This window comes from Sphingomonas asaccharolytica NBRC 15499 (assembly GCF_001598355.1).
Lineage (GTDB): Bacteria > Pseudomonadota > Alphaproteobacteria > Sphingomonadales > Sphingomonadaceae > Sphingomonas > Sphingomonas asaccharolytica.
This window is the reverse complement of sequence record NZ_BCYU01000021.1, coordinates 1-22,000: the sequence shown is the minus strand read 5'-3', so window position 1 is coordinate 22,000 and position 22,000 is coordinate 1. Positions and strand designations below refer to the sequence as shown.

The 22,000-nt window shown below is 65.0% G+C and carries 23 protein-coding genes; 19 read left to right on the top strand and 4 right to left on the bottom strand.

Annotated elements, in window-relative coordinates; all coding sequences use genetic code 11:
- Positions 1-165: 165 nt before the first annotated feature.
- The 17 genes from SAS01S_RS07840 to SAS01S_RS07760 all read left to right on the top strand — a co-directional run bounded on the left by SAS01S_RS07840 (position 166) and on the right by SAS01S_RS07760 (position 17,848).
- Complete coding sequence (locus SAS01S_RS07840) at positions 166-354, top strand: hypothetical protein (RefSeq protein WP_066806900.1); 189 nt, start codon at positions 166-168, stop codon at positions 352-354.
- A 78-nt stretch (positions 355-432) separates the two neighbouring features.
- Positions 433-1,683: an N-acetylmuramoyl-L-alanine amidase gene (locus tag SAS01S_RS07835; protein ID WP_066806898.1), complete on the top strand. Its 1,251-nt coding sequence runs from the start codon at positions 433-435 to the stop codon at positions 1,681-1,683.
- Between the two features lie 97 nt (positions 1,684-1,780).
- Positions 1,781-4,294, top strand: coding sequence for a penicillin-binding protein 1A (locus SAS01S_RS07830; RefSeq protein ID WP_066806896.1), 2,514 nt, complete (start codon positions 1,781-1,783; stop codon positions 4,292-4,294).
- Between the two features lie 75 nt (positions 4,295-4,369).
- On the top strand, positions 4,370-5,497 hold the full coding sequence (gene prfB / locus SAS01S_RS07825; RefSeq protein WP_066806895.1) for a peptide chain release factor 2: 1,128 nt from the start codon (positions 4,370-4,372) through the stop codon (positions 5,495-5,497).
- Positions 5,497-6,243, top strand: a complete 747-nt coding sequence (locus SAS01S_RS07820; protein WP_066806893.1) for a class I SAM-dependent methyltransferase — start codon at positions 5,497-5,499, stop codon at positions 6,241-6,243. The genes prfB and SAS01S_RS07820 overlap by 1 nt, the downstream gene beginning before the upstream one ends.
- Positions 6,244-6,326: 83 nt before the next feature.
- A complete protein-coding gene (locus SAS01S_RS07815) occupies positions 6,327-7,121 on the top strand; it encodes a thymidylate synthase (RefSeq protein WP_066806892.1) in 795 nt (264 codons plus the stop codon).
- Positions 7,118-7,585: a dihydrofolate reductase gene (locus SAS01S_RS07810; protein WP_066806890.1), complete on the top strand. Its 468-nt coding sequence runs from the start codon at positions 7,118-7,120 to the stop codon at positions 7,583-7,585. Before SAS01S_RS07815 ends, SAS01S_RS07810 begins: the two co-directional genes overlap by 4 nt.
- A gap of 113 nt (positions 7,586-7,698) precedes the next feature.
- The gene (locus tag SAS01S_RS07805) at positions 7,699-8,865 is read left to right on the top strand and encodes a dipeptidase (RefSeq protein WP_066806887.1); all 1,167 of its coding nucleotides are present in this window, start codon (positions 7,699-7,701) and stop codon (positions 8,863-8,865) included.
- 187 nt (positions 8,866-9,052) lie between these two features.
- Positions 9,053-10,027 (top strand): bifunctional riboflavin kinase/FAD synthetase, encoded by a 975-nt coding sequence (locus SAS01S_RS07800; protein ID WP_066806886.1) that lies wholly within the window; start codon positions 9,053-9,055, stop codon positions 10,025-10,027.
- 132 nt (positions 10,028-10,159) lie between these two features.
- Positions 10,160-13,036 (top strand): isoleucine--tRNA ligase, encoded by a 2,877-nt coding sequence (gene ileS / locus SAS01S_RS07795; protein WP_066806885.1) that lies wholly within the window; start codon positions 10,160-10,162, stop codon positions 13,034-13,036.
- A complete protein-coding gene (gene lspA / locus SAS01S_RS07790; protein WP_245656797.1) occupies positions 13,033-13,554 on the top strand; it encodes a signal peptidase II in 522 nt (173 codons plus the stop codon). The genes ileS and lspA overlap by 4 nt, the downstream gene beginning before the upstream one ends.
- Complete coding sequence (locus SAS01S_RS07785) at positions 13,547-13,957, top strand: DUF3035 domain-containing protein (RefSeq protein WP_066806883.1); 411 nt, start codon at positions 13,547-13,549, stop codon at positions 13,955-13,957. Before lspA ends, SAS01S_RS07785 begins: the two co-directional genes overlap by 8 nt.
- A gap of 235 nt (positions 13,958-14,192) precedes the next feature.
- Positions 14,193-15,230 (top strand): COX15/CtaA family protein, encoded by a 1,038-nt coding sequence (locus tag SAS01S_RS07780; protein ID WP_066806882.1) that lies wholly within the window; start codon positions 14,193-14,195, stop codon positions 15,228-15,230.
- The gene (cutA, locus tag SAS01S_RS07775; RefSeq protein ID WP_066806881.1) at positions 15,227-15,538 is read left to right on the top strand and encodes a divalent-cation tolerance protein CutA; all 312 of its coding nucleotides are present in this window, start codon (positions 15,227-15,229) and stop codon (positions 15,536-15,538) included. The genes SAS01S_RS07780 and cutA overlap by 4 nt, the downstream gene beginning before the upstream one ends.
- A gap of 164 nt (positions 15,539-15,702) precedes the next feature.
- The gene (gene rplM / locus SAS01S_RS07770; protein WP_084238639.1) at positions 15,703-16,182 is read left to right on the top strand and encodes a 50S ribosomal protein L13; all 480 of its coding nucleotides are present in this window, start codon (positions 15,703-15,705) and stop codon (positions 16,180-16,182) included.
- Positions 16,182-16,754, top strand: a complete 573-nt coding sequence (gene rpsI, locus SAS01S_RS07765; RefSeq protein ID WP_084238637.1) for a 30S ribosomal protein S9 — start codon at positions 16,182-16,184, stop codon at positions 16,752-16,754. The genes rplM and rpsI overlap by 1 nt, the downstream gene beginning before the upstream one ends.
- A 227-nt stretch (positions 16,755-16,981) precedes the next feature.
- Positions 16,982-17,848, top strand: coding sequence for an alpha/beta fold hydrolase (locus SAS01S_RS07760; protein WP_066806879.1), 867 nt, complete (start codon positions 16,982-16,984; stop codon positions 17,846-17,848).
- Positions 17,849-17,896: 48 nt separating this feature from the next.
- Here SAS01S_RS07760 and SAS01S_RS07755 read toward each other — a convergent pair whose 3' ends face one another.
- The 4 genes from SAS01S_RS07755 to SAS01S_RS07740 are packed head-to-tail and all read right to left on the bottom strand — an operon-like array spanning position 17,897 to position 21,272.
- Positions 17,897-19,612, bottom strand: coding sequence for a saccharopine dehydrogenase family protein (locus SAS01S_RS07755; protein ID WP_084238635.1), 1,716 nt, complete (start codon positions 19,610-19,612; stop codon positions 17,897-17,899).
- Positions 19,609-20,007, bottom strand: a complete 399-nt coding sequence (locus SAS01S_RS07750) for a thiol-disulfide oxidoreductase DCC family protein (RefSeq protein WP_066806873.1) — start codon at positions 20,005-20,007, stop codon at positions 19,609-19,611. Before SAS01S_RS07750 ends, SAS01S_RS07755 begins: the two co-directional genes overlap by 4 nt.
- Positions 20,007-20,693: a DUF4166 domain-containing protein gene (locus SAS01S_RS07745; RefSeq protein WP_084238653.1), complete on the bottom strand. Its 687-nt coding sequence runs from the start codon at positions 20,691-20,693 to the stop codon at positions 20,007-20,009. The genes SAS01S_RS07750 and SAS01S_RS07745 overlap by 1 nt, the downstream gene beginning before the upstream one ends.
- Before the next feature lie 15 nt (positions 20,694-20,708).
- Positions 20,709-21,272, bottom strand: a complete 564-nt coding sequence (locus SAS01S_RS07740) for a GbsR/MarR family transcriptional regulator (protein ID WP_066806871.1) — start codon at positions 21,270-21,272, stop codon at positions 20,709-20,711.
- Positions 21,273-21,334: 62 nt separating this feature from the next.
- Here SAS01S_RS07740 and SAS01S_RS07735 point away from each other — a divergent pair, with 62 nt between their 5' ends.
- Together SAS01S_RS07735 and SAS01S_RS23240 are read left to right on the top strand one after the other, a co-directional pair.
- On the top strand, positions 21,335-21,805 hold the full coding sequence (locus tag SAS01S_RS07735; RefSeq protein WP_066806869.1) for a hypothetical protein: 471 nt from the start codon (positions 21,335-21,337) through the stop codon (positions 21,803-21,805).
- Between the two features lie 44 nt (positions 21,806-21,849).
- On the top strand, positions 21,850-22,000 hold a 151-nt coding region (locus SAS01S_RS23240), incomplete at its 3' end, for a 1-deoxy-D-xylulose-5-phosphate synthase N-terminal domain-containing protein (protein WP_157082708.1).

Below are 22,000 nucleotides of genomic sequence, written 5' to 3'. Positions count from 1 at the left end.
GCCAATAAGTCGCGCGGCGTCGGTGGACGGATTGTCGTTCCGTGACCGGCCGGTGCGGGATGGTGGATGTGCGTCTGTCCGCTGCGCACGCCCGGGCATCACGGCCGGGGCACCCGCGCCAACGCGCCCGCCGGCAATGGCCGGATCGAGCACTAGGCGAGGGAAATGCAGCATGCGAACGTCAACCTGATGGACCGCCTGCCGATGAACGCCGGGGCGGCCGTGGGGCCGGCGACTTCCGGACAAATCATTGTCGCGGTGCCGGTTACGATTCAGGTAGCACCTGCCATCGTCCGCTTCAACTGGCAGGTTTCTGCCGCTCGCCCGGCAAAAAGATGCCGAACGGTCGATTAACCCTGTCGTTTCACCGAGTCTGAGTAAGCGGGCCGGTAACCCCGTTTTTCGAAGAGCGAGTAAAAGGGGTTCTTCCAGATGGTTTTTCGCTGGACCGGTTACCGGCCCGCGCGCCATTACGTGCGTGTGTCGTTCATTCTTGCCATGTTGGTCCTGTGGCTCGGCGGCAGCCCCGCTTGGGCCGCGACGATCCAGCGCGTGGACGTCAGGGATGACGCCATCGTGGTGACGTTCGACCAGAAGGTCGCCGACGCCTCGAGCTTCCTGCTGGTCACGCCCAAGCGCGTTGCACTCGACATCGCGGACGCCGCGCCGGGTGGCGCCGTCGTCACCGGAGGACTGGTCGATGCGGTGCGCGAGGGCGCACGCGACGGCGGCGCCCGCGTCGTGTTCGACCTGACTCGCCCTGCCGTGGTCACCGACGGATCGTTCGGCGCCGATGGCCGTGTCTTGACCCTGCAGCTCCGCACTACCGACGATGCCGGCTTCGCACGCGCCGCGGCGGCCGGGCGGATGAGCTTCCTGCCGCCGTTCAACCTGCCCGACACTGTCAGCACCAGCGCGCGCTATTCGGTTTCGGTGCCCGTGCCGGCTGCAAGCAAGACGTTGGCACTGCCGCGGATCGACGGGAATGCCGGCCGCCCGCTGGTGGTGATCGATGCCGGCCATGGTGGGTTCGATCCCGGCGCGATCTCGCCGACCAGCGGGATCAGGGAAAAGGACGTGACCTTGCGCATCGCCAGGGCGATCCGCGACGAATTGCTCAAGTCCGGCCGCGTCCGCGTTGCCCTGACTCGCGACGACGATCGTTTCCTGGTGCTGCAGGAACGCTATGGTGTGGCGCGGAAGCTCAAAGCCGATCTGTTCATCTCGATCCATTGCGACAGCGTCGGATCGGGCGATGCCTCGGGCGCCTCGGTCTATACCCTGTCCGAAGTCGCGTCGGACAAGGAAGCCGCCCGGTTGGCGGCACGCGAGAACAAGGCCGACGTCATCGCCGGCGTCGACCTGGGCAGCGAGAACGCAGACGTCTCGTCGATCCTGATCGACCTCACCCAGCGCGAGACGATGAATGCCTCTGCCGCGTTCGCGCGGCTGCTCGGGCGCGAGGCCGAGCCGATGATTCCGCTGCGCCCGAGTTTCCACAAATTCGCGTCGTTGATGGTACTTAAGGCGCCCGATATGCCGTCGGTCCTGTTCGAGACGGGCTATATCTCGAATCCGAAAGATGCGGCTTTTCTGGACTCTCCGGAGGGTCGAAAGCGCATCGCGCAGAGCGTCGAACGCGCGGTCGAAGTCAATTTCGCGCGAAAGCTTGCGTCGAATTGACAGGGCGCTTTTGGTTTCAGCAGAGCTGAAACGGTTGCGGCGAAAATGAAACTAGGGCGCTGGCAAGAGCCGCCGGACCTGCTAAGGCCCGGACGATATGGCGGCGGACAGTTCGGACTCGGTCAATTTTCGGATCAAGCGAGAGGCTGGCGGTGTCGCCGGCTTCATGCGCAACGCGTGGAAGCGCTGGTGGGTCAAGGCGTTGGTCGTGCTGGCGGCGCTGTGGGGCGTCGCTTGGTTCCTGATCTGGCTGTTCGTCGCGCGCGATCTACCCTCGGTCGATCGGCTCAAGGCCTATGAACCCGATCTGCCGTCGAACGTCCGCGACACCAATGGCATGCCGGTCTTCAGCTTCGCGCGCGAACATCGCGTCCAGCTGAAGTTCGACGAATACCCCAAACTGTTGGTCGCGGCCTATCTGTCGGCCGAGGACAAGACCTTCTTCTCGCATCACGGCGTCGATTATCCCGGCATCGTCTCGGCGATGATTGACAATCTGCGCAGCAAGCGTTCGCGCGGCGCCTCGACGATCACGCAGCAGGTCGCGAAGAACCTGCTGGTCGGCAACGAGCACAGCTATACGCGCAAGCTCAGGGAAGCGATCCTCGCCTATCGCATCGAGGATACGCTGACCAAACAGCAGATCCTGGAAATCTACCTCAATACGATCTTCCTCGGCCGCAACGCTTATGGCGTGCAGGCGGCGTCGCGCGCCTATTTCGACAAGGATCTTGACCAGCTCACCATCCCGCAATTCGCCTATCTGGCGATCCTGCCCAAGGCGCCTTCGGGCTATGATCCCGATCGCCAGACCGAGCGCGCGACGGCGCGGCGCAACTGGGTGCTGGGGGAGATGCAGGCCAATGGGTACATCAACCAGCAGCAGCATGATTGGGCGGTCGCGCAGCCATTGGGCACGGTCAACAAGCGTACGGTCCAGTTCGAGTCGGCATCGGGCTATTTCATCGAGGAAGTCCGCCGCCAGCTGATGGACAAGTTCGGCGAGGCCTCCGAGGCCGGCCGAAATCCGTTCAGCGTCTATGGCGGCGGCCTGTGGGTTCGGACGTCGTTCGATCCCAAGCAGCAAGCTCTGGCGCAGAAAGCGTTGCGCGACGGCTTGCTGCGCTATGACGGCAACCGCGGCTGGACGGGACCGCTCGGCCATGTCGACGTCTCGCAGAACTGGCTCAATGCTTTGCTCGCGAGCAACATCGCGCTCGATTACGAGGATTGGCGCGCGGCGGTGGTGATCGACGATGGCGGCGATTTCACGCTCGGCTTTTCGAACGGTGCGACCGGCACCTTGCCGCGCGGCGCCGCGTCGATGCCGATCCGCGGCGGCGGCGGGCCGGCGTCGAGCGCGATCAAGGCCGGCGACATCATCGCGGTGGCGCCGTCGGGCAGCTCGTACGTGCTCAAGACCTTGCCCAAGGTGTCGGGCGGCTTCGTCGTCGAAGAACCCGCAACCGGGCGGGTGCTTGCCATGCAGGGCGGCTTCGACAATCGCGTCCAGTCGTTCAACCGCGCGACGCAAGCACTGCGTCAGCCGGGTTCGACGATCAAGCCGATCGTCTACACCGCGGGCCTCGAACACGGATTGACCCCATCCTCGATTATCCAGGACGGCCCCTATTGCGTGAACCAGGGCACGCAATATTCGAAATGCTTCCGCAATTTCGGCGGCGCCGGCGGCTCGGGATCGCACACGATGCGCTGGGGCCTCGAGCAATCGCGCAACCTGATGACGGTGCGCGTCGCGGCGCAGACCGGCATGCCCAACGTAGTCAAGCTGATGGACGAGATCGGTGTCGGCAAATATCCGCCCTATCTCGCTTTCTCTCTCGGTGCGGGCGAGACCACCGTGCAGCGGATGGTCAATGCCTATTCGATCCTGGAGAATAACGGCCGCGGCCGCCCGCCGACCCTGGTCGATTACGTTCAGGACCGTCGCGGCAATGTGATCTGGCCGGAAAATTGGCGTGCCTGCGATCGTTGCAACGCGCCCGACTGGAACGGCAAGCCGATGCCGCGCCCGGTGGTCAAGCTGAAGCAGGTGGTCGATCCGCTGAGCGCGTTCCAGATGGTGCATATCGCCGAAGGCGTCGTCCAGCGCGGCACCGCGACGATCCTGCGCGACCTCGATCGCCCGATGTTCGGCAAGACCGGTACCAATTCGGGCCCGACCGACGTGTGGTTCATCGGCGGCACGCCGCAGATGATCGCGGGTGTCTATCTCGGCTATGACAAGCCGAGCGGCCTGGGCGGCTATGCCCAGGGCGGGACCGTGTCGGCGCCGATCTTCAAGGAATGGGCGGTCAAGGCCTATGAGGGTCTGCCCAAAATGCCGTTCCGTGCACCGCCGGGGATCCGCATGGTCCGCGTCGATCGCCTGTCCGGCAAGCCCGTCTTCGGGGCGTGGCCGTCGCCAGGTGGCGATCCCAAGGCTCAGGTGATCTGGGAAGCGTTCAAGCCCGAGAGCGAAACGCGTCGCTCGCCGATCCGCCGCGACTTGCCGACGCCTAGCGCGACGAGAGTCGCGCCGCAGGAATCCAAGCCCAAGGAATCGAACGGCGACGGCGACTTCTTGCAACGGCAGGGCGGTATCTACTAGGGCGCCACCCTATATCGGCGGAAAGCCGCGCGACCGGCGCTGTATCCACCGACACGATTTGAACTGGAGTTACCGATGCGCGCCGAAGCGCAATCGCATGTCGATACGATCAATGACGCGCTCAGCCTGTTGCGCCGCTTCCTCGATTGGGACCGCGCGTTGCGTCGGCTCGACGAGCTCAATGCGCGTGTCGAGGATCAGAGCCTGTGGGAAAATCCCAAGGCGGCGCAGGACGTGATGCGCGAGCGCCGTCGGCTCGACGAGGCGATCACCGCGACGCGCGCGATCGAAAGCGAATTGAGCGACAATATCGAACTCGTCGAGATGGCCGAGGCCGAAGGCGATGCCGATATGGAAGGCCAGGCGGTCGAGGCGCTCGCCGAACTCGCGACCCGCGCCGAAGCGGACAAGGTCAAGGCGCTGCTGGCGGGTGAGGCCGACGCCAACGACACCTATATCGAGATCAATGCCGGCGCCGGCGGGACCGAGAGCCAGGATTGGGCCGAGATGCTCCAGCGCATGTATTCGCGCTGGGCCGAACGTCACGGCATGAAAGTCGAACTGGTCGATTATCATGCCGGCGAGCAAGCGGGCATCAAGTCGGCGACGTTGCTGCTCAAGGGCGAGAATGCCTATGGCTATGCCAAGACCGAAAGCGGTGTGCACCGCCTGGTCCGGATCAGCCCCTATGACAGCGCGGCGCGCCGCCACACCAGCTTTTCGAGCGTGTGGGTCTATCCCGTGATCGACGATTCGATCGACATCGAGATCAACGAAAGCGAACTGCGCATCGACACCTATCGTGCGTCGGGTGCGGGCGGCCAGCACATCAACACGACCGACTCGGCGGTGCGCATCACTCACTTGCCGACCGGAATCGTCGTCGCCTGCCAGAACCAGCGCAGCCAGCACAAGAACAAGGCCGAGGCCTATAACCAATTGCGCGCGCGCCTCTACGAGCACGAGCTCAGGAAGCGCGAGGAAGAAGCCAACGCGGTCAACGCGAGCAAGACCGATATCGGCTGGGGCCACCAGATTCGCAGCTACGTGCTCCAACCCTATCAGCTGGTGAAAGACCTGCGCACCGGCGTGACCTCGACCAGCCCGTCCGATGTGCTCGACGGCGATCTCGACGCCTTCATGGCGGCCGCGCTCTCGCAGCGCGTGACCGGGGAGACGGTCGAGGTAGAGGACGTCGAGTGATGCGGTGGTCGGGCACGCTGATCGTCGGCTTGCTGATGCTAGCCGCCTGCGACGGCGGCCCGCCGGTCGTCCGTAACCAGCAGGACGATGTCGGCCCGTTCCCCGCGGCCGACCGGCCGGTCGCGCGGATCATCTCGCCGCGCTGGTCGACCGAGGAGGCGCGCGATCGGCTCAACGAAGCGGGCGAGGTGATGAACAAGGCCGGGATCGCCAAGGGCATGACCGTCGCCGATATCGGCGCGGGTGAGGGCTATTACACGATCCGCCTGGCCAGCCGCGTCGGCAAGGACGGCCGCGTGCTGGCCGAGGACATCGTGCCGGAGGTGCGCGATGCGTTGGCCGAACGCGTCGCGCGCGACCGCCTCGACACCGTCAGCGTGCGACTGGGCGAACCTGCCAATCCCAAGCTTCCCGACAACAGCTTCGACCGCATCCTGATGGTGCATATGTACCATGAGATCGAGCAGCCCTACGAATTCCTCTGGCGGATGCGCCCGTCGCTCAAGCCGGGCGGCCAGGTGATCGTAGTCGACGCCAATCGCCGCACCGAAAATCACGGCACGCCGCCCAAATTGCTCGAATGCGAATTTGCCGCGGTCGGCTACAAGCTCGTCGCGTTCGACGACATGCCCTCGGCCGGCGGCTATCTCGCGCGGTTCGAGGCGGTAGGGCCTCGCCCGGAACCCAAGGACATCCGCGCTTGCCGGCTGGTGCCGACACCGACCTCGACGCCGCCCGCGTCCTGACGGCATCCGAATAGCGGGGCGTTTTCCACAACTCGATACATGGCCGACTTGGCGGCGCACGCAGTGCGGGGTAAGCCATCGTCATGCGGCAATATCTCGACCTGATGCAGCGCGCGCTCGACCATGGCGCCGAGCAGATGGATCGCACCGGCACCGGCACGCGATCGGTGTTCGGGCACCAGATGCGCTTCGATCTGGCCCGGGGCTTTCCGGTGCTGACCACCAAGAAGCTGCACTTGCGGTCGATCATTGTCGAATTGCTGTGGTTCCTGCGCGGCGACACCAACGTCCAATGGCTGCGCGACCGCAAGGTGAGCATCTGGGACGAATGGGCCGATGAGAATGGCGATCTCGGCCCCGTCTATGGCAAGCAATGGCGCGACTGGACGACCGCCGATGGAGGCCATGTCGACCAGATCGCCGAGCTGATCGAGACGCTGAAGATCAATCCCGCCAGCCGTCGCATGGTGGTCAGCGCGTGGAACCCCGGCGAGCTCCACGCCATGGCGCTGGCGCCGTGCCACTGCCTGTTCCAATGCTATGTCGCCAACGGCAAGCTCAGTTTGCAGCTCTATCAACGCTCGGCCGACATCTTCCTTGGCGTGCCGTTCAACATCGCGAGCTACGCGCTCCTCACCCATATGCTCGCTCAGCAAGCGGGGCTGGACGTCGGCGAGTTCGTCTGGACCGGTGGGGATTGCCACCTTTATTCGAACCATCTCGACCAAGCGCTCGAGCAACTGGGCCGCGAGCCGGGGCAGCTCCCCAAGCTCGAAATCCTGCGCAAGCCGCCGTCGATCGACGCCTATGAATATGAGGATTTCCAGCTCGTCGGGTACGAAGCGCAGGCGCATATAAAGGCGCCGGTGGCGGTTTGATCTCCTTCCATCTCGCACGCGCCGATAACGGCGTGATCGGCCGCGACGGCAAGCTGCCCTGGCATCTGCCGGCCGACCTCAAGCGGTTCAAGGCGCAGACGATCGGGCGGCCGATGATCATGGGCCGCAAGACGTTCGAAAGCTTCCCGTCGCCGCTGCCCGGCCGTCGCCACATCGTGCTGACGCGCGATCGCGACTGGTCGGCGGACGGGGCGGAAGTCGCGCATTCGGTCGAGGAGGCGCTGGCGCTGGCAGGGAACGACGCCGCAGTGATCGGCGGGGCCGAGGTTTTTGCGTTGTTCCTTGACCGTGCCGAGCGGGTGGAACTGACGGAGGTCCATGCCGCGCCTGAGGGTGATGCGACGGTGCCGGCGTTCGTCGCCTGGCGCGAAACCGCCCGGGAAGATCATCCGGCCGAGGGCGATCGGCCCGCATATAGCTTCGTGACGCTCGCTAAATTCTAGCCGTCACCCCGGGCTTGTCCCGGGGTCCACCGTGCCGCACACCCTAAACGACGTGGGTTTGCTGCACGGCGGACCCCGGCACAAGGCCGGCATGACGGGGAGGAGAGGACGGTATGCGCAAATGGCTACTGGGGCTTGTGGCGCTGCTCGTCATCGCCGCGACCCTGTTCTTCATCCTCGCCCCCGCCATGGTCGAGAAATCGATGAACAAGGTTCAGCCGGTCGCGCTCAAGCTGACCCCACGCGCGCTCGACCTGCAGAAAACCCTCGACGTCGCCGACATGCATGCCGACTCACTCCTGTGGAAGCGCGACCTGCTGACGCGGTCGGACCGCGGTCAGGTCGACCTACCGCGGCTGCAGGCGGGGCATTATGCGCTGCAAGTCTTCTCGTCGGTGACCAAGACGCCTAAGAACCAGAATTATGACGCCAATTCGGGTGATACCGACAATATCACCCAGCTGGTGATGGCCGACCTCCAGCCGATGCGGACGTGGAATTCGCTGCTCCAGCGCTCGCTCTATCATGCCGATAAACTCAAGCGTTTCGCCGACAGCTCGAACGGGCAATTGCGGCTGATCACCTCGCCTGGCGATCTCCAGAAACTGGTCGCCGACCGACGCGCCGGCGGTGGCGTGGTCGGCGCGATGCTGTCGATCGAGGGGCTGCAGGATCTCGAAGGCAAGATCGACAATCTCGACAAGCTGTATGCGGCGGGCTTCCGCATGGCCGGCCTCGCGCATTTTTTCGACAACGACTTCGCCGGGTCGATGCACGGCGTGAAGAAAGGCGGGCTGACCCCGCTCGGCCGGGCGGCCGTCGCGCGGATGGAAAAGCTCGGCATGGTGGTCGACGTCGCGCATTCGAGCCACCAGACGGTCGGCGAAGTGATCGCGATGGCGCGGCGCCCGATCGTCTCGAGCCACGGCGGCGTCCAGGCGACCTGCAAGGTCAACCGCAACCTGACCGACGATGAGATCCGCGGCATCGCCAGAACCGGCGGGGTGATCGGCATCGGCTATTGGGATGCCGCGATCTGTTCGAACAAGCCCGAGGATGCGGCCAAGGCGATCGCCTATGTCCGCGACCTGGTCGGGATCGACCATGTCGGTTTGGGATCGGACTTCGACGGCGCGGTGACCACCGGGTTCGACGGCAGCCAGGTCGCCGCGATCACCCAAGCACTGCTCGACCGCGGTTTTTCGGACGACGACATCCGCAAGGTGATGGGCGGCAATGTCATTCGCGTGCTGACCACCGGGATGGTGCCGGGACAATAAATCCTCCCCGGAACGGGGAGGAGGACCGCTCGCGCAGCGAGTGGTGGAGGGGGACCACGATCGTTGGTCCTTCGCTTGTGGTTAGTTGGTGGCGGGCCCCCTCCACCAAGCCGCTACGCGTCTTGGTCCCCCTCCCCGTGCCGGGGAGGAGTTGAGTAACCGCGCTCTGCCCCCTAAGGCCCACGCCATGGAGCGGCTTTCCGGCGGCTCGACAGTGCCCGAGCAGTTTCGCGGGGGCTATGTCGCGCTCGGCAATTTCGATGGATTTCACTTGGGGCACCAGGCAGTGGTCGGCCGCGCGGTCGAGCGCGCGCGCGCCGCGGGCCGGCCGGCGATCGTCGCGACCTTCGACCCGCATCCGATGCGCTATTTCCGTCCCGACAGCCCTTGGTTCCGGCTGACCAGCATGGATCAGCGCGCGCGGCTGTTCGCGGCGGCGGGCGTGGATGCGATGTACGTGTTCGAATTCGAAGCGGCGCTCGCCGGGCTCTCGGCGGAGGACTTTGTCGGTCAATGCCTGGTCGAGCACCTCGGCGTGGCCGGCGTGTCGACCGGCGAGGATTTCACCTTCGGCAAGGGCCGCAGCGGCGACATTCCGCTGATGCGGCAATTGGGCGAGCGCCACGGCTTCACCGTCGACACGATCGCCCCAGTTCAGCTCGATGGCGAGACGGTGTCCTCGACCCGCATCCGCGAGGCATTGCGCGCTGGCGATCCGCGTGAGGCGGCGCGGCTGTTGACCCGGCCCTATGCGATCGAGGGCGTGGTGCAGCATGGCGACAAGGTCGGGCGGACGCTCGGCTTCCCGACCGCGAATATCGACATGGCCAATTATCTGCGGCCCGCGTTCGGTATTTATGCGGTGCGGGGGCATCTGCCCGGCGGGCGCGTGGTCGATGGCGCGGCCAACCTGGGCGTGCGGCCGAGTTTCGACCCGCCCAAGGAATTGCTCGAGCCGTATTTCTTCGATTTTTCGGGCGATCTGTATGGGCAGACGATCGAGGTCGACCTGGTCGACTTCATCCGGCCCGAGGCGAAATTCGACGATATGGATGCGCTGATGGCGCAGATGGCCGAAGATGTGGCGACGGCGAAGCGGTTGCTCCAAACTCCCTCTCCCCTTGTGGGAGAGGGAAGGAGCGCCGAAGGCGCAGGTGGGTGAGGGGGACTCTACAGGCCCTTACCAATTCCCCCTCATCCCTCCGCCGCGCTGCGCGCGGCTCCCTCCTTCTCCCACAAGGGGAGAAGGGGAGTGATGACAGCACCCGCTCCTCCCGCTAATGCCCGCCGACCTATGACCGACGAAACGCCCAGCACCGCGGATTATCGCGACACCGTCTTCCTGCCCAAGACCGACTTCCCGATGAAGGCCGGCCTAGCGCAGAAGGAGCCGGCGATTCTTGCGCGGTGGGAGAGCGAGGACCTCTACGGCAAGCTCCGGACGCAACGCGCCGGACGCCAGCGCTTCATCCTTCACGACGGCCCGCCCTACGCCAATGGCGACATCCATATGGGCCATGCGATGAACAAGGTGCTGAAGGACATCATCGTCCGCAGCCAGTCGTTGCTCGGCAAGGACGCACCCTATGTACCCGGCTGGGACTGCCACGGCCTGCCGATCGAATGGCAGGTCGAGAAGCAGTATAAGGACAAGAAGCTGGACAAGGACCAGGTCCCGGTCGACCAGTTCCGCGCCGAATGCCGTGCGTACGCCGCCAAATGGGTCGAGGTGCAGCGCGAGCAGTTCAAGCGTCTGGGCGTGATGGGCGATTGGGACGATCCCTACCTGACGATGAAGTTCGACGCCGAGGCGGCGATCGTCGGCGAGTTGCTCAAGTTCGCCGAAAGCGGTCAGCTCTATCGCGGCGCCAAGCCGGTGATGTGGTCCCCGGTCGAGAAGACCGCGCTGGCCGAGGCCGAGGTCGAATATGAGGACGTGGTCTCGACCCAGATCGACGTCGCGTTCGAGATCACCGAGGCGCCGAACGCGCCGGAACTGGTGGGCGCGCATGCGGTGATATGGACGACCACACCGTGGACGATCCCGGTCAACCAGGCTTTGGCGTATGGGCCGGATGTCGATTACGCTGTAATCTTTCCGCATTTCTCGGGCGATGATGAGAAAACTCGGCGTTGGGGCGCAATAGGCATTCTTGTTGCGGACGCGCTGATCGAGAGCGTCAAGAGGCGCTTGGGCTTTGCCGATCATATGTTCGGCTGGACTGGTAAAGGCTCCCAACTCGCCGGCGCCGTCGCGCGCCATCCGATGCACAAGCTTGGCGGATTCTTCGCCAAGCCGCGCCCGTTCCTGCCCGGCGACTTCGTCACCACCGACGCCGGTACCGGGCTCGTCCATATGGCGCCCGATCATGGCGAGGACGACTTCCTGCTGTGCAAGGCGCACGGCATCGATCCGGTATTCGCGGTCGACGGCGCGGGCTTCTATCGTCCCGACTGGCTGTGGCTGGGCGGGCAGGGCAGCGTCATCAACAAGAAGTTCGTCGCTTCCGATGGCCCGATCTGCACCGACCTGCGCGAGGCGGGCGCTCTGCTCGCGGCGTCGGACGATTTCGCGCACAGCTATCCGCACAGCTGGCGGTCCAAGGCGAAGGTGATCTTCCGCGCGACGCCGCAATGGTTCATCCCGATGGACCAGTCGCAGAAGAGCGAGAATGCCGCGGCGGTCGCGATCGACTTGCCGGAGCCGGGCGACCTCGCGGGCTTTTCGCCGTCGCTCGGCCATGCCGTGGGCAACGGCCCGACCTTGCGCGAAGTCGCGCTCGACGCAATCGAACGCACGCGCTGGGTGCCCGAGCGCAGCCAGAACCGCATCCGCTCGATGGTCGAGGGGCGCCCCGACTGGGTGATCAGTCGCCAGCGCGCCTGGGGCGTGCCGATCGCGCTCTACCTCAACCGCGCGACCGGCGAATATCTCCGCGATCCGGCGGTCAACGACCGTATCGTCAAGGCGTTCGAGGCTGGCGGCGCCGACGCCTGGTTCACCGCCGACCATCAGGCGCTGCTCGGCCCAGATCACAAGCTCGAGGATTTCGAGCCGCAGAACGACATTCTCGACGTGTGGTTCGATTCGGGCTCAACCCATGTCTTCACGATCGAGGCGCGGTACGGGGAGGGCGTCCGCGCCGACCTCTATCTCGAAGGATCGGATCAGCATCGCGGCTGGTTCCAGTCGTCATTGCTCGAAAGCTGCGGCACGCGCGGCCGCGCGCCCTATGACGCGGTGTTGACCCATGGCTTCGCGCTCGACGGCAATGGCCGCAAGATGTCCAAGAGCCTGGGCAATGTCGTCGACCCGCTCAAGATCATCCAGGAGTCGGGCGCCGACATCCTGCGTATGTGGGTCGCGTCGGTCGATTATTTCGAGGACGTGCGGATCGGCAAGGAAGTCCTGGCGACGACCAGCGACGCCTATCGCAAGCTGCGCAATACGTTCCGCTATCTGCTTGGCGCGCTCGACGGGTTCAGCGAAGCGGAGCGCGTCGCGCCCAAGGACATGCCGCAGCTCGAACTCTATGTGCTCGACCTGCTCGGCAAGCTCGATGTCGAGCTCAAGGCGGCGACCGACGCGTTCGAGTTCAACCGCTTTCTGCGGCTGCTGACCGATTTCGCGCAGGACGATCTGTCGGCGTTCTTCTTCGATATCCGCAAGGACTCGCTTTATTGCGACGCGCCGAGCGACCTGAAGCGCCGCGCCTATCGCACTGTGCTCGACATCCTGTTCCACGCTTTGGTGCGCTACGCCGCGCCGATTCTCGTCTTCACTACCGAGGAAGCGTGGCAAGCGCGGTTCCCCGATGCGGACTCGGTCCATTTGCTCGAATGGCCCGATTTGCCCAGGATCCCCGCCGACAAGGTAATCGCGACCGAATGGACCGGGCTTCGCGAGTTGCGCGCGCAAGTGACCGAGGCGATCGAGCCGTTCCGCCGCGACAAGGTGATCCGCTCGAGCCTCGAAGCCGAGATCACCGTGCCGGAGATGCCGTTATCGGCCGCCGACCTTGCCGAGGCGTTCATCGTCGCCAAGGTGAGCAAGGGGCCGCTGGCGGTCACGCGCACCGATTATCACAAATGCGGCCGCTGCTGGCGCCTCCTGCCCGAAGTGACGGCGGACGGCGCTTTGTGCGATCGATGTACCGGAGTTGTCTCGTGACCTGGAAATTGCCCAAGATCGGGCTGATCAGCGCGGTTGTGCTTTTCATCTTGGACCAAGTCCTGAAGTGGTTGGTGATCGGGCCAATCGGCTTGGCCTACGAAGGCGCCGAGCGGGACGTGCTGCCGTTCTTCACCCTGCGTAATGTTCACAACCCGGGCGTGTCGCTCGGCTTCCTGCGCGCAAGCAACGCGACATCGACCTGGCTGCTGGTAGCGATGACAGGTGCGATCGCAATTGCCGTGCTGGTGTGGATGTGGCGCGAGCGCAATCGCCAGGACCAGTTCGCGCTGGGCATGATCGCAGGTGGCGCGCTCGGCAATATCCTCGATCGGGTGCGGCTAGGCTATGTCCAGGATTATGCCGATCTGCACTTCGGCGCATGGTCGCCGTTTTTGAACTTCAATCTTGCCGACGCTGCGATTACGGTGGGTGTGCTCATCCTGCTCGCGCGGGCATTATTGGTGCGCGACAAGCCGCGGGTGGATGAAGCGGACGTGGAGAAATCGAATGCGTAAGGTTGTGCCGATTGTTGCCGTGGCGGGCGTTGCTATGTTGCTCGCCGGATGCGGCCATCGCGGGTTCGACCGCACGCGTCCTGATGAATATGCGGTGGCGCGTGCGCAGCCGCTGGTCGTGCCGCCCGATTTCTCGCTTCAGCCGCCGCAGCCGGGCGTGACTCGTCCGCAGGACAACAATCCGTCGGCACAGGCGCTCGATGCCCTGTTCGGCGGTCCGGCGCCGCGTAGCCAGGCCGAAAACGGCACGCTCGATTCGGCCGGCGGCGATTCGGCCAGCCCGGGCATTCGCTCGGACGCCGGCGATCCCGACACCAAGATCGTCGACAAGGGCGGCACCACCCGCGACATCGTCGCCGCCCCCGAAGGGGACGGCCAGAGCGCGCGGACGACCGCGAACTGAGTTTTCGATAGAGAGGGGAGGCGCCCACTTTCTCCCCTCCCGCTTGCGCGTTCCAGGTCGGTTGTGCCCCGGCACAACCTGAACAGTCCGGGGGACTGTTCACCTGGAACGGGGCTGGGGGAGGGTCTGTCGCCTTCCTGCCATTTGATACGCCCTCCCCTAACCCCTCCCGCAAGCGGGAGGGGAACTCATCATCCGCTTCGACAACACGCACGCGACCGGATAATGGCGCGCGATGAATTCCTTCTCCTCCAATCGGAAGCGTCCGCGCGCCATCGCGGCCTGGCTGTGGTGCGTCGCCGTTTTGATCGTTGCGATCGTCGTGGTCGGCGGCATCACCCGCCTGACCGAATCGGGTTTGTCGATCACCGAATGGAAGCCGCTGACCGGGATCATCCCGCCGCTCACCGACGCGCAATGGCAGGCCGAGTTCGCCAATTACCGCAAGATCCCGCAATATGAGGCGATCCATGCCGGCATGACGCTGGCCGGGTTCAAGAGCATCTTCTTCTGGGAATATATTCACCGCCTGCTCGGCCGCGTGATCGGCACGGCGTTCGCGCTGCCGCTCTTGTGGTTCGCGATCCAGCGGCAGATTCCGCGCGGCTATTGGTGGCGGCTGGTCGCTCTGTTCGCGCTCGGTGGGCTGCAGGGCGCGCTGGGCTGGATCATGGTGCGGTCGGGGCTGTCGGTGCGGACCGAGGTCGCGCCGTTGCTGCTCGCTGCTCACCTGTTGACCGCCTTGTTCACGCTTGCCGGCATCGTCTGGACCGCGCTCGATCTCCAGGCGCTGGCGCGCGACCGCCGGGCATTGCCGGCGCGCCTGACCGGGCTGGGTTTGGCCGCCGGCGTCATTCTGTTCGTGCAGTTGTTCTACGGCGCGCTGATGGCGGGGCTGCGCGCCGGGCTGGTCAGCGACACCTGGCCGGGGATGACCGGGACGTTTTCCACGTTCTTCCCCGGCGCCAGCCAGTCGGGCGAATCGCTTGGGTATCTGCTGACCGAGGACCCCGCGATCGTGCACTTCATCCATCGCTGGTGGGCCTGGGTCGTGGTGGCGGTTTTGGTCGTGCTGGCCCGCGCGGTGAAGAAGGTCGACCGCCCCGCTTCGATCGCGATCCACAGCGCGTTCGGCATCCAGATCCTGCTCGGCATCGCGACGGTGATGACGCAGGTGAATATCGCGTTAGCCGCGTTTCACCAATTGGTGGGCGCGTTGCTGCTGGTCAGCGTGGTATGGGGAGCGCATGCCATCGGTAGGAGGCGTGCATGACCGACATCGCTATCGTCCAGGCAAGTTTCGGCGATCCCGGCGAAGCCGCGCTGGTTGCGCGCAAGCTGCTCGAAGAACGGCTGGCGGCGTGCACCTCGCTCGTGCCGGTCACGTCGATCTATCGCTGGGAGGATGTGACCCAGGAAGCGGCGGAGACGGTGATGACCGCCAAGACGACGGTCGAACTGGCGACACAGGTTGCGGCGCGGATCGGCCAGCTGCACAGCTATGAGCTGCCGGTGATCGAACGCTGGCCAGTTGCGGTCGATGAGGCGGTGGCGGCGTGGGTGAAGAACACCACGGGTTGAGGGTGGGGAGAGCAGGTTCGCTTGCCGGTATCATAATACCCGTCAGCAAAGGCCCGGTTTTGCTTGACTTTCGCGGGGTCCGGCGGCATTTGCCCGCCACGGACGCGGCTCGGTGACGGGCCGCGCGTTTGTTTTTAACGCCATAACCGGAAGGTCAACAGCCCATGAAGGCGCTGATGAAGACCACCAAGTCGGTCAAACCGTACGAAGTGGAAAAGAAGTGGCACATCGTCGATGCCACCGATCTGGTGGTCGGCCGCGCTGCGGTCGTGATCGCCAATGTGCTGCGCGGCAAGCACAAGACCAGCTTTACCCCGCACGTGGATTGCGGTGACAATGTCATCGTCATCAACGCGGATAAGATCAAGTTCACCGGCAAGAAGCTAGCCGACAAGATCTATTACAAGCACACCGGCTATGCTGGCGGCATCAAGGGGATCACCGCGGGCAAGGTGCTCGAGGGTCGCTTCCCCGAGCGCGTGCTCGAAAAGGCCGTCGAGCGGATGATCCCGCGCGGTCCGCTGGGTCGCGATCAGATGCGCAACCTGCGCATCTACAAGGGCAGCGAGCATCCGCACGAAGCCCAGAACCCCGAAGTCCTCGACATCGCGGCGATGAACCGCAAGAACAAGGTGGGCGCATAATGGCCGACACCAATAACACCGAAAACACCGACGGGCGCCAGTCGCTCTCCGATCTCGGCGCCGTCCTGCAGCAGCAGGGTGAGGCAGCGCAGGCCGCGTCCGACGAGCGCGCCGAAGAGTATCTCGAAGGCAAGATCGACGAGCCGGTCCAGACCATGCCGCTGCGCGCGCAGGAACTCGACAAGTTCGGCCGCGCTTATGCGACCGGCCGCCGCAAGGACGCCGTTGCACGCGTCTGGCTGAAGCCGGGCACGGGCAAGATCACGGTCAATGGCCGCGACCAGGAAGTCTATTTCGCGCGTCCGACCTTGCGTCTGGTGATCAACCAGGTGTTCGGCGTCGCCGGCCGCGAGGGCCAGTATGACGTGATCTGCACCGTCAAGGGCGGTGGCCTGTCGGGCCAGGCCGGCGCGGTCAAGCACGGCATCAGCCAGGCACTGACCAAGTTCGAGCCGATCCTGCGGACCCCGGTCAAGCGCGCGGGTTTCCTGACCCGCGACAGCCGCACCGTCGAGCGCAAGAAGTACGGCCGCGCCAAGGCGCGTCGCAGCTTCCAGTTCTCGAAGCGCTAAGACGCGGGCGGCTTCGGATTGCGCCAGCAATCCGAAGACTCGCCACGGCGGGCGGCAAGTCGGCGAAGCCGAATCTTGTTCGACGGCGTGGCGGCCTACAAATCAGAAGGGGCGGTCCGGCAACGGGCCGCCCTTTTTTGCGTCTGCGACGGCTCGCGGGCTCGCCTGTCGGACGGTTCGATGGCATTCTTAAATGGCCGGGGCGGGCGATTCGACAGGAGGCAGGCATGGCGACGATCACTACCCGGGACGGAACCACGATATATTATCAGGACATGGGGTCTGGTCAGCCCATCCTGTTTTCGCATGGCTGGCCTTTATCTTCGGAAGCATGGGACCGGCAATTGGTCGATTTTGCGCATCTGGGTTTCCGCACGATCGCGCATGACCGCCGCAGCCATGGCCGCTCGTCCCAAACCTGGGACGGCAATAATATGGACCAATATGCCGACGACCTCGCGGAACTGATCGAGCAACTCGACCTGCGCGACATCATCCTGGTCGGCCATTCGACCGGTGGTGGCGAGGTCACTCATTATTGCGGGCGCCACGGCACCGATCGTGTCGCCAAGATCGTGTTGGTCGGCGCGGTGCCGCCGATCATGCTGAAGAGCGACAGCAATCCCGAAGGCACGCCGATTGAGGCGTTTGACGGTATCCGCGCGGGTACGCTCAACCGAGCGCAATTCTACAAGGACCTGTCGATGCCGTTCTACGGCTTCAATCGCGACGGCGCGACGGTGCAGGAAGGGCTGCGTGAGAATTTCTGGCTACAGGGCATGCTCGGCGGCCTTAAGGGCCATTACGACTGCGTCCACGAATTTTCGGAAGTCGATTACACCGAGGATTTGAAGAAGATCGGCGTGCCCGCTTTGGTGATCCATGGTAGCGACGACCAGATCGTGCCGATCGCGGCGGCGGGGCTGAAATCGGCGAAGATCCTGCCCAACGCGACACTCAAAATCTACGAGGGCGCGCCGCACGGGCTGGCCGAAACACTTCCGGAAAAGTTCAACGCCGATTTGCTGGCGTTCATCAAGGGTGAGGTTTCGGTCGATCACGAGCAGATGTTGATCGCGCAGCCGATCGCTTAGGTAACGGATGAAGGGGGGGGCGGTCCGGCGACGGGCCGCCCATCCTGATCATTCGGCCGCAAGCCCGTTCCTGCTTGATCCGACGATCTTTGGCGGCATCTCGTGTGCCCGTCGCTCGGCGGCTGTCGGCACGGCTTCAACCCACGGCTGTAGCCAGCCCGAATAGCGGACGATGCCCCCGGCGAGCGGTGCCGACACCGCGACGGCGAAGCGAAAACGATCGCCCTCCTGCCATTCGCGCGCGTCGATCCGCGGTGCGAGCATGCGGGGCAGTTGCACGCCGAAGACGCTCCAACGGCGCAATTCCATCCTCAGTCCGTCGCGGTCCGACGGAAGCGCGAAGGCAAAGCGGATCGGGCCGAAGCGCTCTACTGCGAGTCCCTTTCGTGCGCTCAGTTCGCTACTGAAGCGGTATCCGCCAAAATCGCGTGTCCAGGTCTCGCGCCCGTCGCGCTCGGCAAAGCCGACGTGGAGCGGATAGCTGCCCGCTGGCGGCATGCCCATCACCCTGCCGAGCAGCCGGGCCAATGGGCTTCGTCCGCGCTCGACCGTCCCTTCGCCCGCCGCACCGCCGTCGCCGCTGACGCCGTGGATCCGCTGGACCAGCCGCGGCAAGTCGCCGAAGCGCTCGCCCATCAGCCGCTGATAAAGCGGCAGCGGCAGCGCCCTCTCGACGGTCTCGTGCCGGATCGCCAGCCTGGCGAACAGGGGCTCGAAATCCTCCGGCTTCAACTCGTGCCACGCATGGCGCGCGCCGGGCAGAACCTGGCCAGCCAGGATCCGTCCGGCAAGGATCTCTGCCGCAAGCGTCGGAATTTCGGGGCCCTCGCCGTTGGTCGCGACGATCGTCCAACGCCGCTCGATGCCCTCGTCGCCGCGCCGGCCCTTAAGCGTGATCGTCATGCCGGAACGGTCGCCTCCCAGCCTGGCAGAGGCGCGATAGAGCGCCATCAATCCGCGTTTCCATGGCAGCAGCGAGCGGAGCCAACCCCATCGCACTGGCCAACTGAGCAGCCATAGCGACGCCATTTGGAAATCGAGTTCGGTGCCTGCGCGGAAAGTCACCGCGGGGCGGCCGGGCAGCGCGTCGGGAACGATCGCGTGATCGGGCACATCGGCGATCCCGACAAGGCGGCCAGCAAGCCCGCTGCCCCCCACCAGCATCGGCTGGCGACGCAGTTCCTGCCAGCCGTGCACCGTCTCCCAACGCTTGCCGCGCCATAAGCGCACCGGCTGGCCTATGTAACTCAGCATCGCTTCGGCGATCGACGTGCCGGCGCTCGCGCGGTTCGAGGCGCTCAGTGCCATGTCGATGCTGTCGACCCGAGTGAGATCCGCGGCCAGTTGGCGCACGATAGCGCCGGAGAGCGCGGGTACGCTCGACGCCCCCGATATGATCGCCACACCCGCGGCGCGGGCTTGCCTTTCGAGCGCGCCGATGCCGCAGACGAAATCGCGCGCGTCAGCAAGGTCGAGATAAGGGATGCTCATCGCCACGCACGCTTCGGGGACGATATATCCGCTGCCCTGGAACGGTCCGGCGGCGTCGATCACGAGGTCGGGGCGGTGGCGCGCCATGACGAGGCCAATGCCGTGGTTTCGATCGGCGACGACCGGCTCGGCACGCTCCAGCCGCTTGCAAAAAGCGGCCGCCTTGTCGGCGCTTCGTCCGGCGACCAATACCTCATGCCCGGCGTCGAGCAGCCGTCGCGTCAGCCGCGCACCGAACCCGCCATAGCCGCCGATGACCAGAATGCGGCTCACAACATACGATCCCGGAACGCAGGGTCCGGCAGCCAGCAGGTGTCGCGCCTGCCGAACAGCCGATAGCGATTGCGCGCGACCCAGCGATAGACGGGATCACGCAGCAGTCGCGGCACCACGCGAAACATCGCGCCCGCACGCCACGGCCAGCCAAGCCCGGCCCAGATCGCCAATATCGCATCGCTGTCGCGCCGCACGCGATCACCCTCGACCACGATCAGCGTGTCAGGGTCGGCGGGGTCGATCCCGAAGCGGCGATAGAACGCGCTGCCCGCTTCTCCCTGCATCGAAGCGAGCAGGAAGCGGCCCCGGCGGTCATGGTCGAGCACGAATTGCGCGTTGGCCGAACACAGCAGGCATTCGGCGTCGAACACGATGATCGGGCGGTTCGCCATCACCGCTCGATCGGATCGGCGAACAGCGCGACCTGGTGGACCAGTTCGCCGAACCACGGATGGATCAGGTCGAGTGCGAACACGAACCGGCCGCTGCCGATATCCTGATGCCGGATCACCAGCTCTCCCGGTGCCAGCCAGTCGGGCCAGCGCAGTCGCAGGCCGGCGATGCGCAGGAAATAATGATCGCCGACGAACAACAGGGCGCCGTCCTCGATCGTGAGGCGCAACGCGATGCCGATGCCGTGGCCGAGATATTCCTCAAGCCCGGTCGGACCGGTGAAGCGCTTGGCGCTCTGGATTACTTGCGGGAAGCCCGCCGCGCGGCCGTAATGGCGGCTCCAATATTGGCCGTGCCCGACGCGATCCTCGGTGATGCACACGGTCGCGGGAACGCCGGTATCGCGTCCCAGCGGCAAGGGCGCGCCGATCAACCGCGCGGCCTGCGCCAATAACCAGCCGACAGCGGTCGTCCGGCATTCGACCACTTCGCCGGCATAAGTGATCGCGGCGCTGGCGGTCGCCTTGCGCTCGAAACGGTGCCGGACGGAGGCGGGCAGGGCGTTCCAATGCCCCGGCGGCAACAATCGCGCGAACTGGCTCGTGGCAATGGCGTGCGGCCGCGCGGTGCGCCGCCGCCATCCCGCATATCGCGCTCCCGTCACTTCGTTTGCCAGCGTCGCCATGATCATCCCCTGTGTTCAGGTGTCTTTTTTGGCTTTGGGCAGGAAAGCGAGGATGCGCTTGCCCATGCCGATCAGCATCATCAGCCGGCTCGGCGGCACCTCGATCATCTGCTGGTACCAATCGTCGATCGTCATCACGAAGTCGCGCATGTCGTCGATCCGCTGGCGCGCGACGCGGCCGATCCTGGGATCGCGCGCGGCAGTGTCGGCGCAGGTCCGCAGCGCCGCCACCGCGGGGTCGATCTCACGCTCCTTGCGGCCCTGGGCGATGCGGGTCAGCATCTGCCACAGATCGACTTCGGCTTCGTAATGGTCGCGGCGGTCGCCCATCACCGGCACGCGGCGGATCAGCTTCCAACTCATCAATTCCTTGAGCGAGCTCGAAGTGTTGGAGCGCGCGATGCGCAGCATGTCGCTCATCTCCTCGGCATGGAGCGGTCGCTCGCTGAGGTAGAGCAAGGCATGGATCTGCGCGACCGAGCGGTTGACGCCCCATTGCCCGCCCATCTCTCCCCAATGCAGCACGAACTGGAGCACTGCAGGAGGTAGCTGGTTCGACTCATCGGTAATTTCTGTCATAACAGAAATATCTGACATAAAGCGCTTGGAGTCAATCCTGGGTCCGGTTATCGTCACGGGCCATGGAGCATGCCGAAACCCTGGCGACGATCGTCGATTTCATTCGCGGCGTCGGCATAACCGTCGAAACGGCGGCGCTGCCGGAAGACGGTTTCCTGCCGGCGATCGCGGTGCGCGATGGACGGCTGGTCTATGATCCCGATCGCCTGCAATATCCGGGCGACCTGCTGCACGAAGCCGGGCATATCGCGGTGACCGATCCGGCGCTGCGCCCGACGGTCAGCGAGTTCGAGAGTAACGGCGGCGACGAGATGGCGGCGATCGGCTGGTCCTATGCAGCAGCATTGGCGGCGGGGATCGATCCGAGTGTGGTGTTCCATGACTTTGGCTATCGGGGAGGGGGGCAGAGCATCCTGGAGAACTTCGCCGTGGGCCGCTTTCTCGGCGTGCCGATGCTGCAATATTACGGCCTCGCGCGCCGTGCAGCCGATCAAGGCGATCAATATCCGGCCATGATCAAATGGCTGCGATAACTCCGTCAATCGACACGCACCGGACGCTGCGGTAAAGCGGTCCGATGGCTGATCTTCCCTCGACGCCGCTGCTCGACACCGTTTCGACGCCGGCGGATCTTCGCAACCTGAAGCCGGAGCAACTGCGCCAGCTGGCGGACGAGCTACGTGCGGAGACGATCTCGGCGGTGGGGACGACCGGCGGCCATCTCGGTT

What these genes read in the sequence shown, in the direction of transcription:
- SAS01S_RS07800 (WP_066806886.1), top strand. Translation starts at nt 9,053, where the DNA reads ATGGAGCGGCTTTCCGGCGGCTCGACAGTGCCCGAGCAGTTTCGCGGG.
- SAS01S_RS07780 (WP_066806882.1), top strand. Translation starts at nt 14,193, where the DNA reads ATGAATTCCTTCTCCTCCAATCGGAAGCGTCCGCGCGCCATCGCGGCC.
- rplM (WP_084238639.1), top strand. Translation starts at nt 15,703, where the DNA reads ATGAAGGCGCTGATGAAGACCACCAAGTCGGTCAAACCGTACGAAGTG.
- SAS01S_RS07740 (WP_066806871.1), bottom strand. Translation starts at nt 21,272, where the DNA reads ATGACAGAAATTACCGATGAGTCGAACCAGCTACCTCCTGCAGTGCTC.
- SAS01S_RS07815 (WP_066806892.1), top strand. Translation starts at nt 6,327, where the DNA reads ATGCGGCAATATCTCGACCTGATGCAGCGCGCGCTCGACCATGGCGCC.
- SAS01S_RS07750 (WP_066806873.1), bottom strand. Translation starts at nt 20,007, where the DNA reads ATGGCGAACCGCCCGATCATCGTGTTCGACGCCGAATGCCTGCTGTGT.
- SAS01S_RS07835 (WP_066806898.1), top strand. Translation starts at nt 433, where the DNA reads ATGGTTTTTCGCTGGACCGGTTACCGGCCCGCGCGCCATTACGTGCGT.
- SAS01S_RS07735 (WP_066806869.1), top strand. Translation starts at nt 21,335, where the DNA reads ATGGAGCATGCCGAAACCCTGGCGACGATCGTCGATTTCATTCGCGGC.
- SAS01S_RS07745 (WP_084238653.1), bottom strand. Translation starts at nt 20,693, where the DNA reads ATGGCGACGCTGGCAAACGAAGTGACGGGAGCGCGATATGCGGGATGG.
- SAS01S_RS07785 (WP_066806883.1), top strand. Translation starts at nt 13,547, where the DNA reads ATGCGTAAGGTTGTGCCGATTGTTGCCGTGGCGGGCGTTGCTATGTTG.
- prfB (WP_066806895.1), top strand. Translation starts at nt 4,370, where the DNA reads ATGCGCGCCGAAGCGCAATCGCATGTCGATACGATCAATGACGCGCTC.
- SAS01S_RS07830 (WP_066806896.1), top strand. Translation starts at nt 1,781, where the DNA reads ATGGCGGCGGACAGTTCGGACTCGGTCAATTTTCGGATCAAGCGAGAG.
- SAS01S_RS07760 (WP_066806879.1), top strand. Translation starts at nt 16,982, where the DNA reads ATGGCGACGATCACTACCCGGGACGGAACCACGATATATTATCAGGAC.
- SAS01S_RS07840 (WP_066806900.1), top strand. Translation starts at nt 166, where the DNA reads ATGCAGCATGCGAACGTCAACCTGATGGACCGCCTGCCGATGAACGCC.
- SAS01S_RS07805 (WP_066806887.1), top strand. Translation starts at nt 7,699, where the DNA reads ATGCGCAAATGGCTACTGGGGCTTGTGGCGCTGCTCGTCATCGCCGCG.
- SAS01S_RS07820 (WP_066806893.1), top strand. Translation starts at nt 5,497, where the DNA reads ATGCGGTGGTCGGGCACGCTGATCGTCGGCTTGCTGATGCTAGCCGCC.
- rpsI (WP_084238637.1), top strand. Translation starts at nt 16,182, where the DNA reads ATGGCCGACACCAATAACACCGAAAACACCGACGGGCGCCAGTCGCTC.
- cutA (WP_066806881.1), top strand. Translation starts at nt 15,227, where the DNA reads ATGACCGACATCGCTATCGTCCAGGCAAGTTTCGGCGATCCCGGCGAA.
- ileS (WP_066806885.1), top strand. Translation starts at nt 10,160, where the DNA reads ATGACCGACGAAACGCCCAGCACCGCGGATTATCGCGACACCGTCTTC.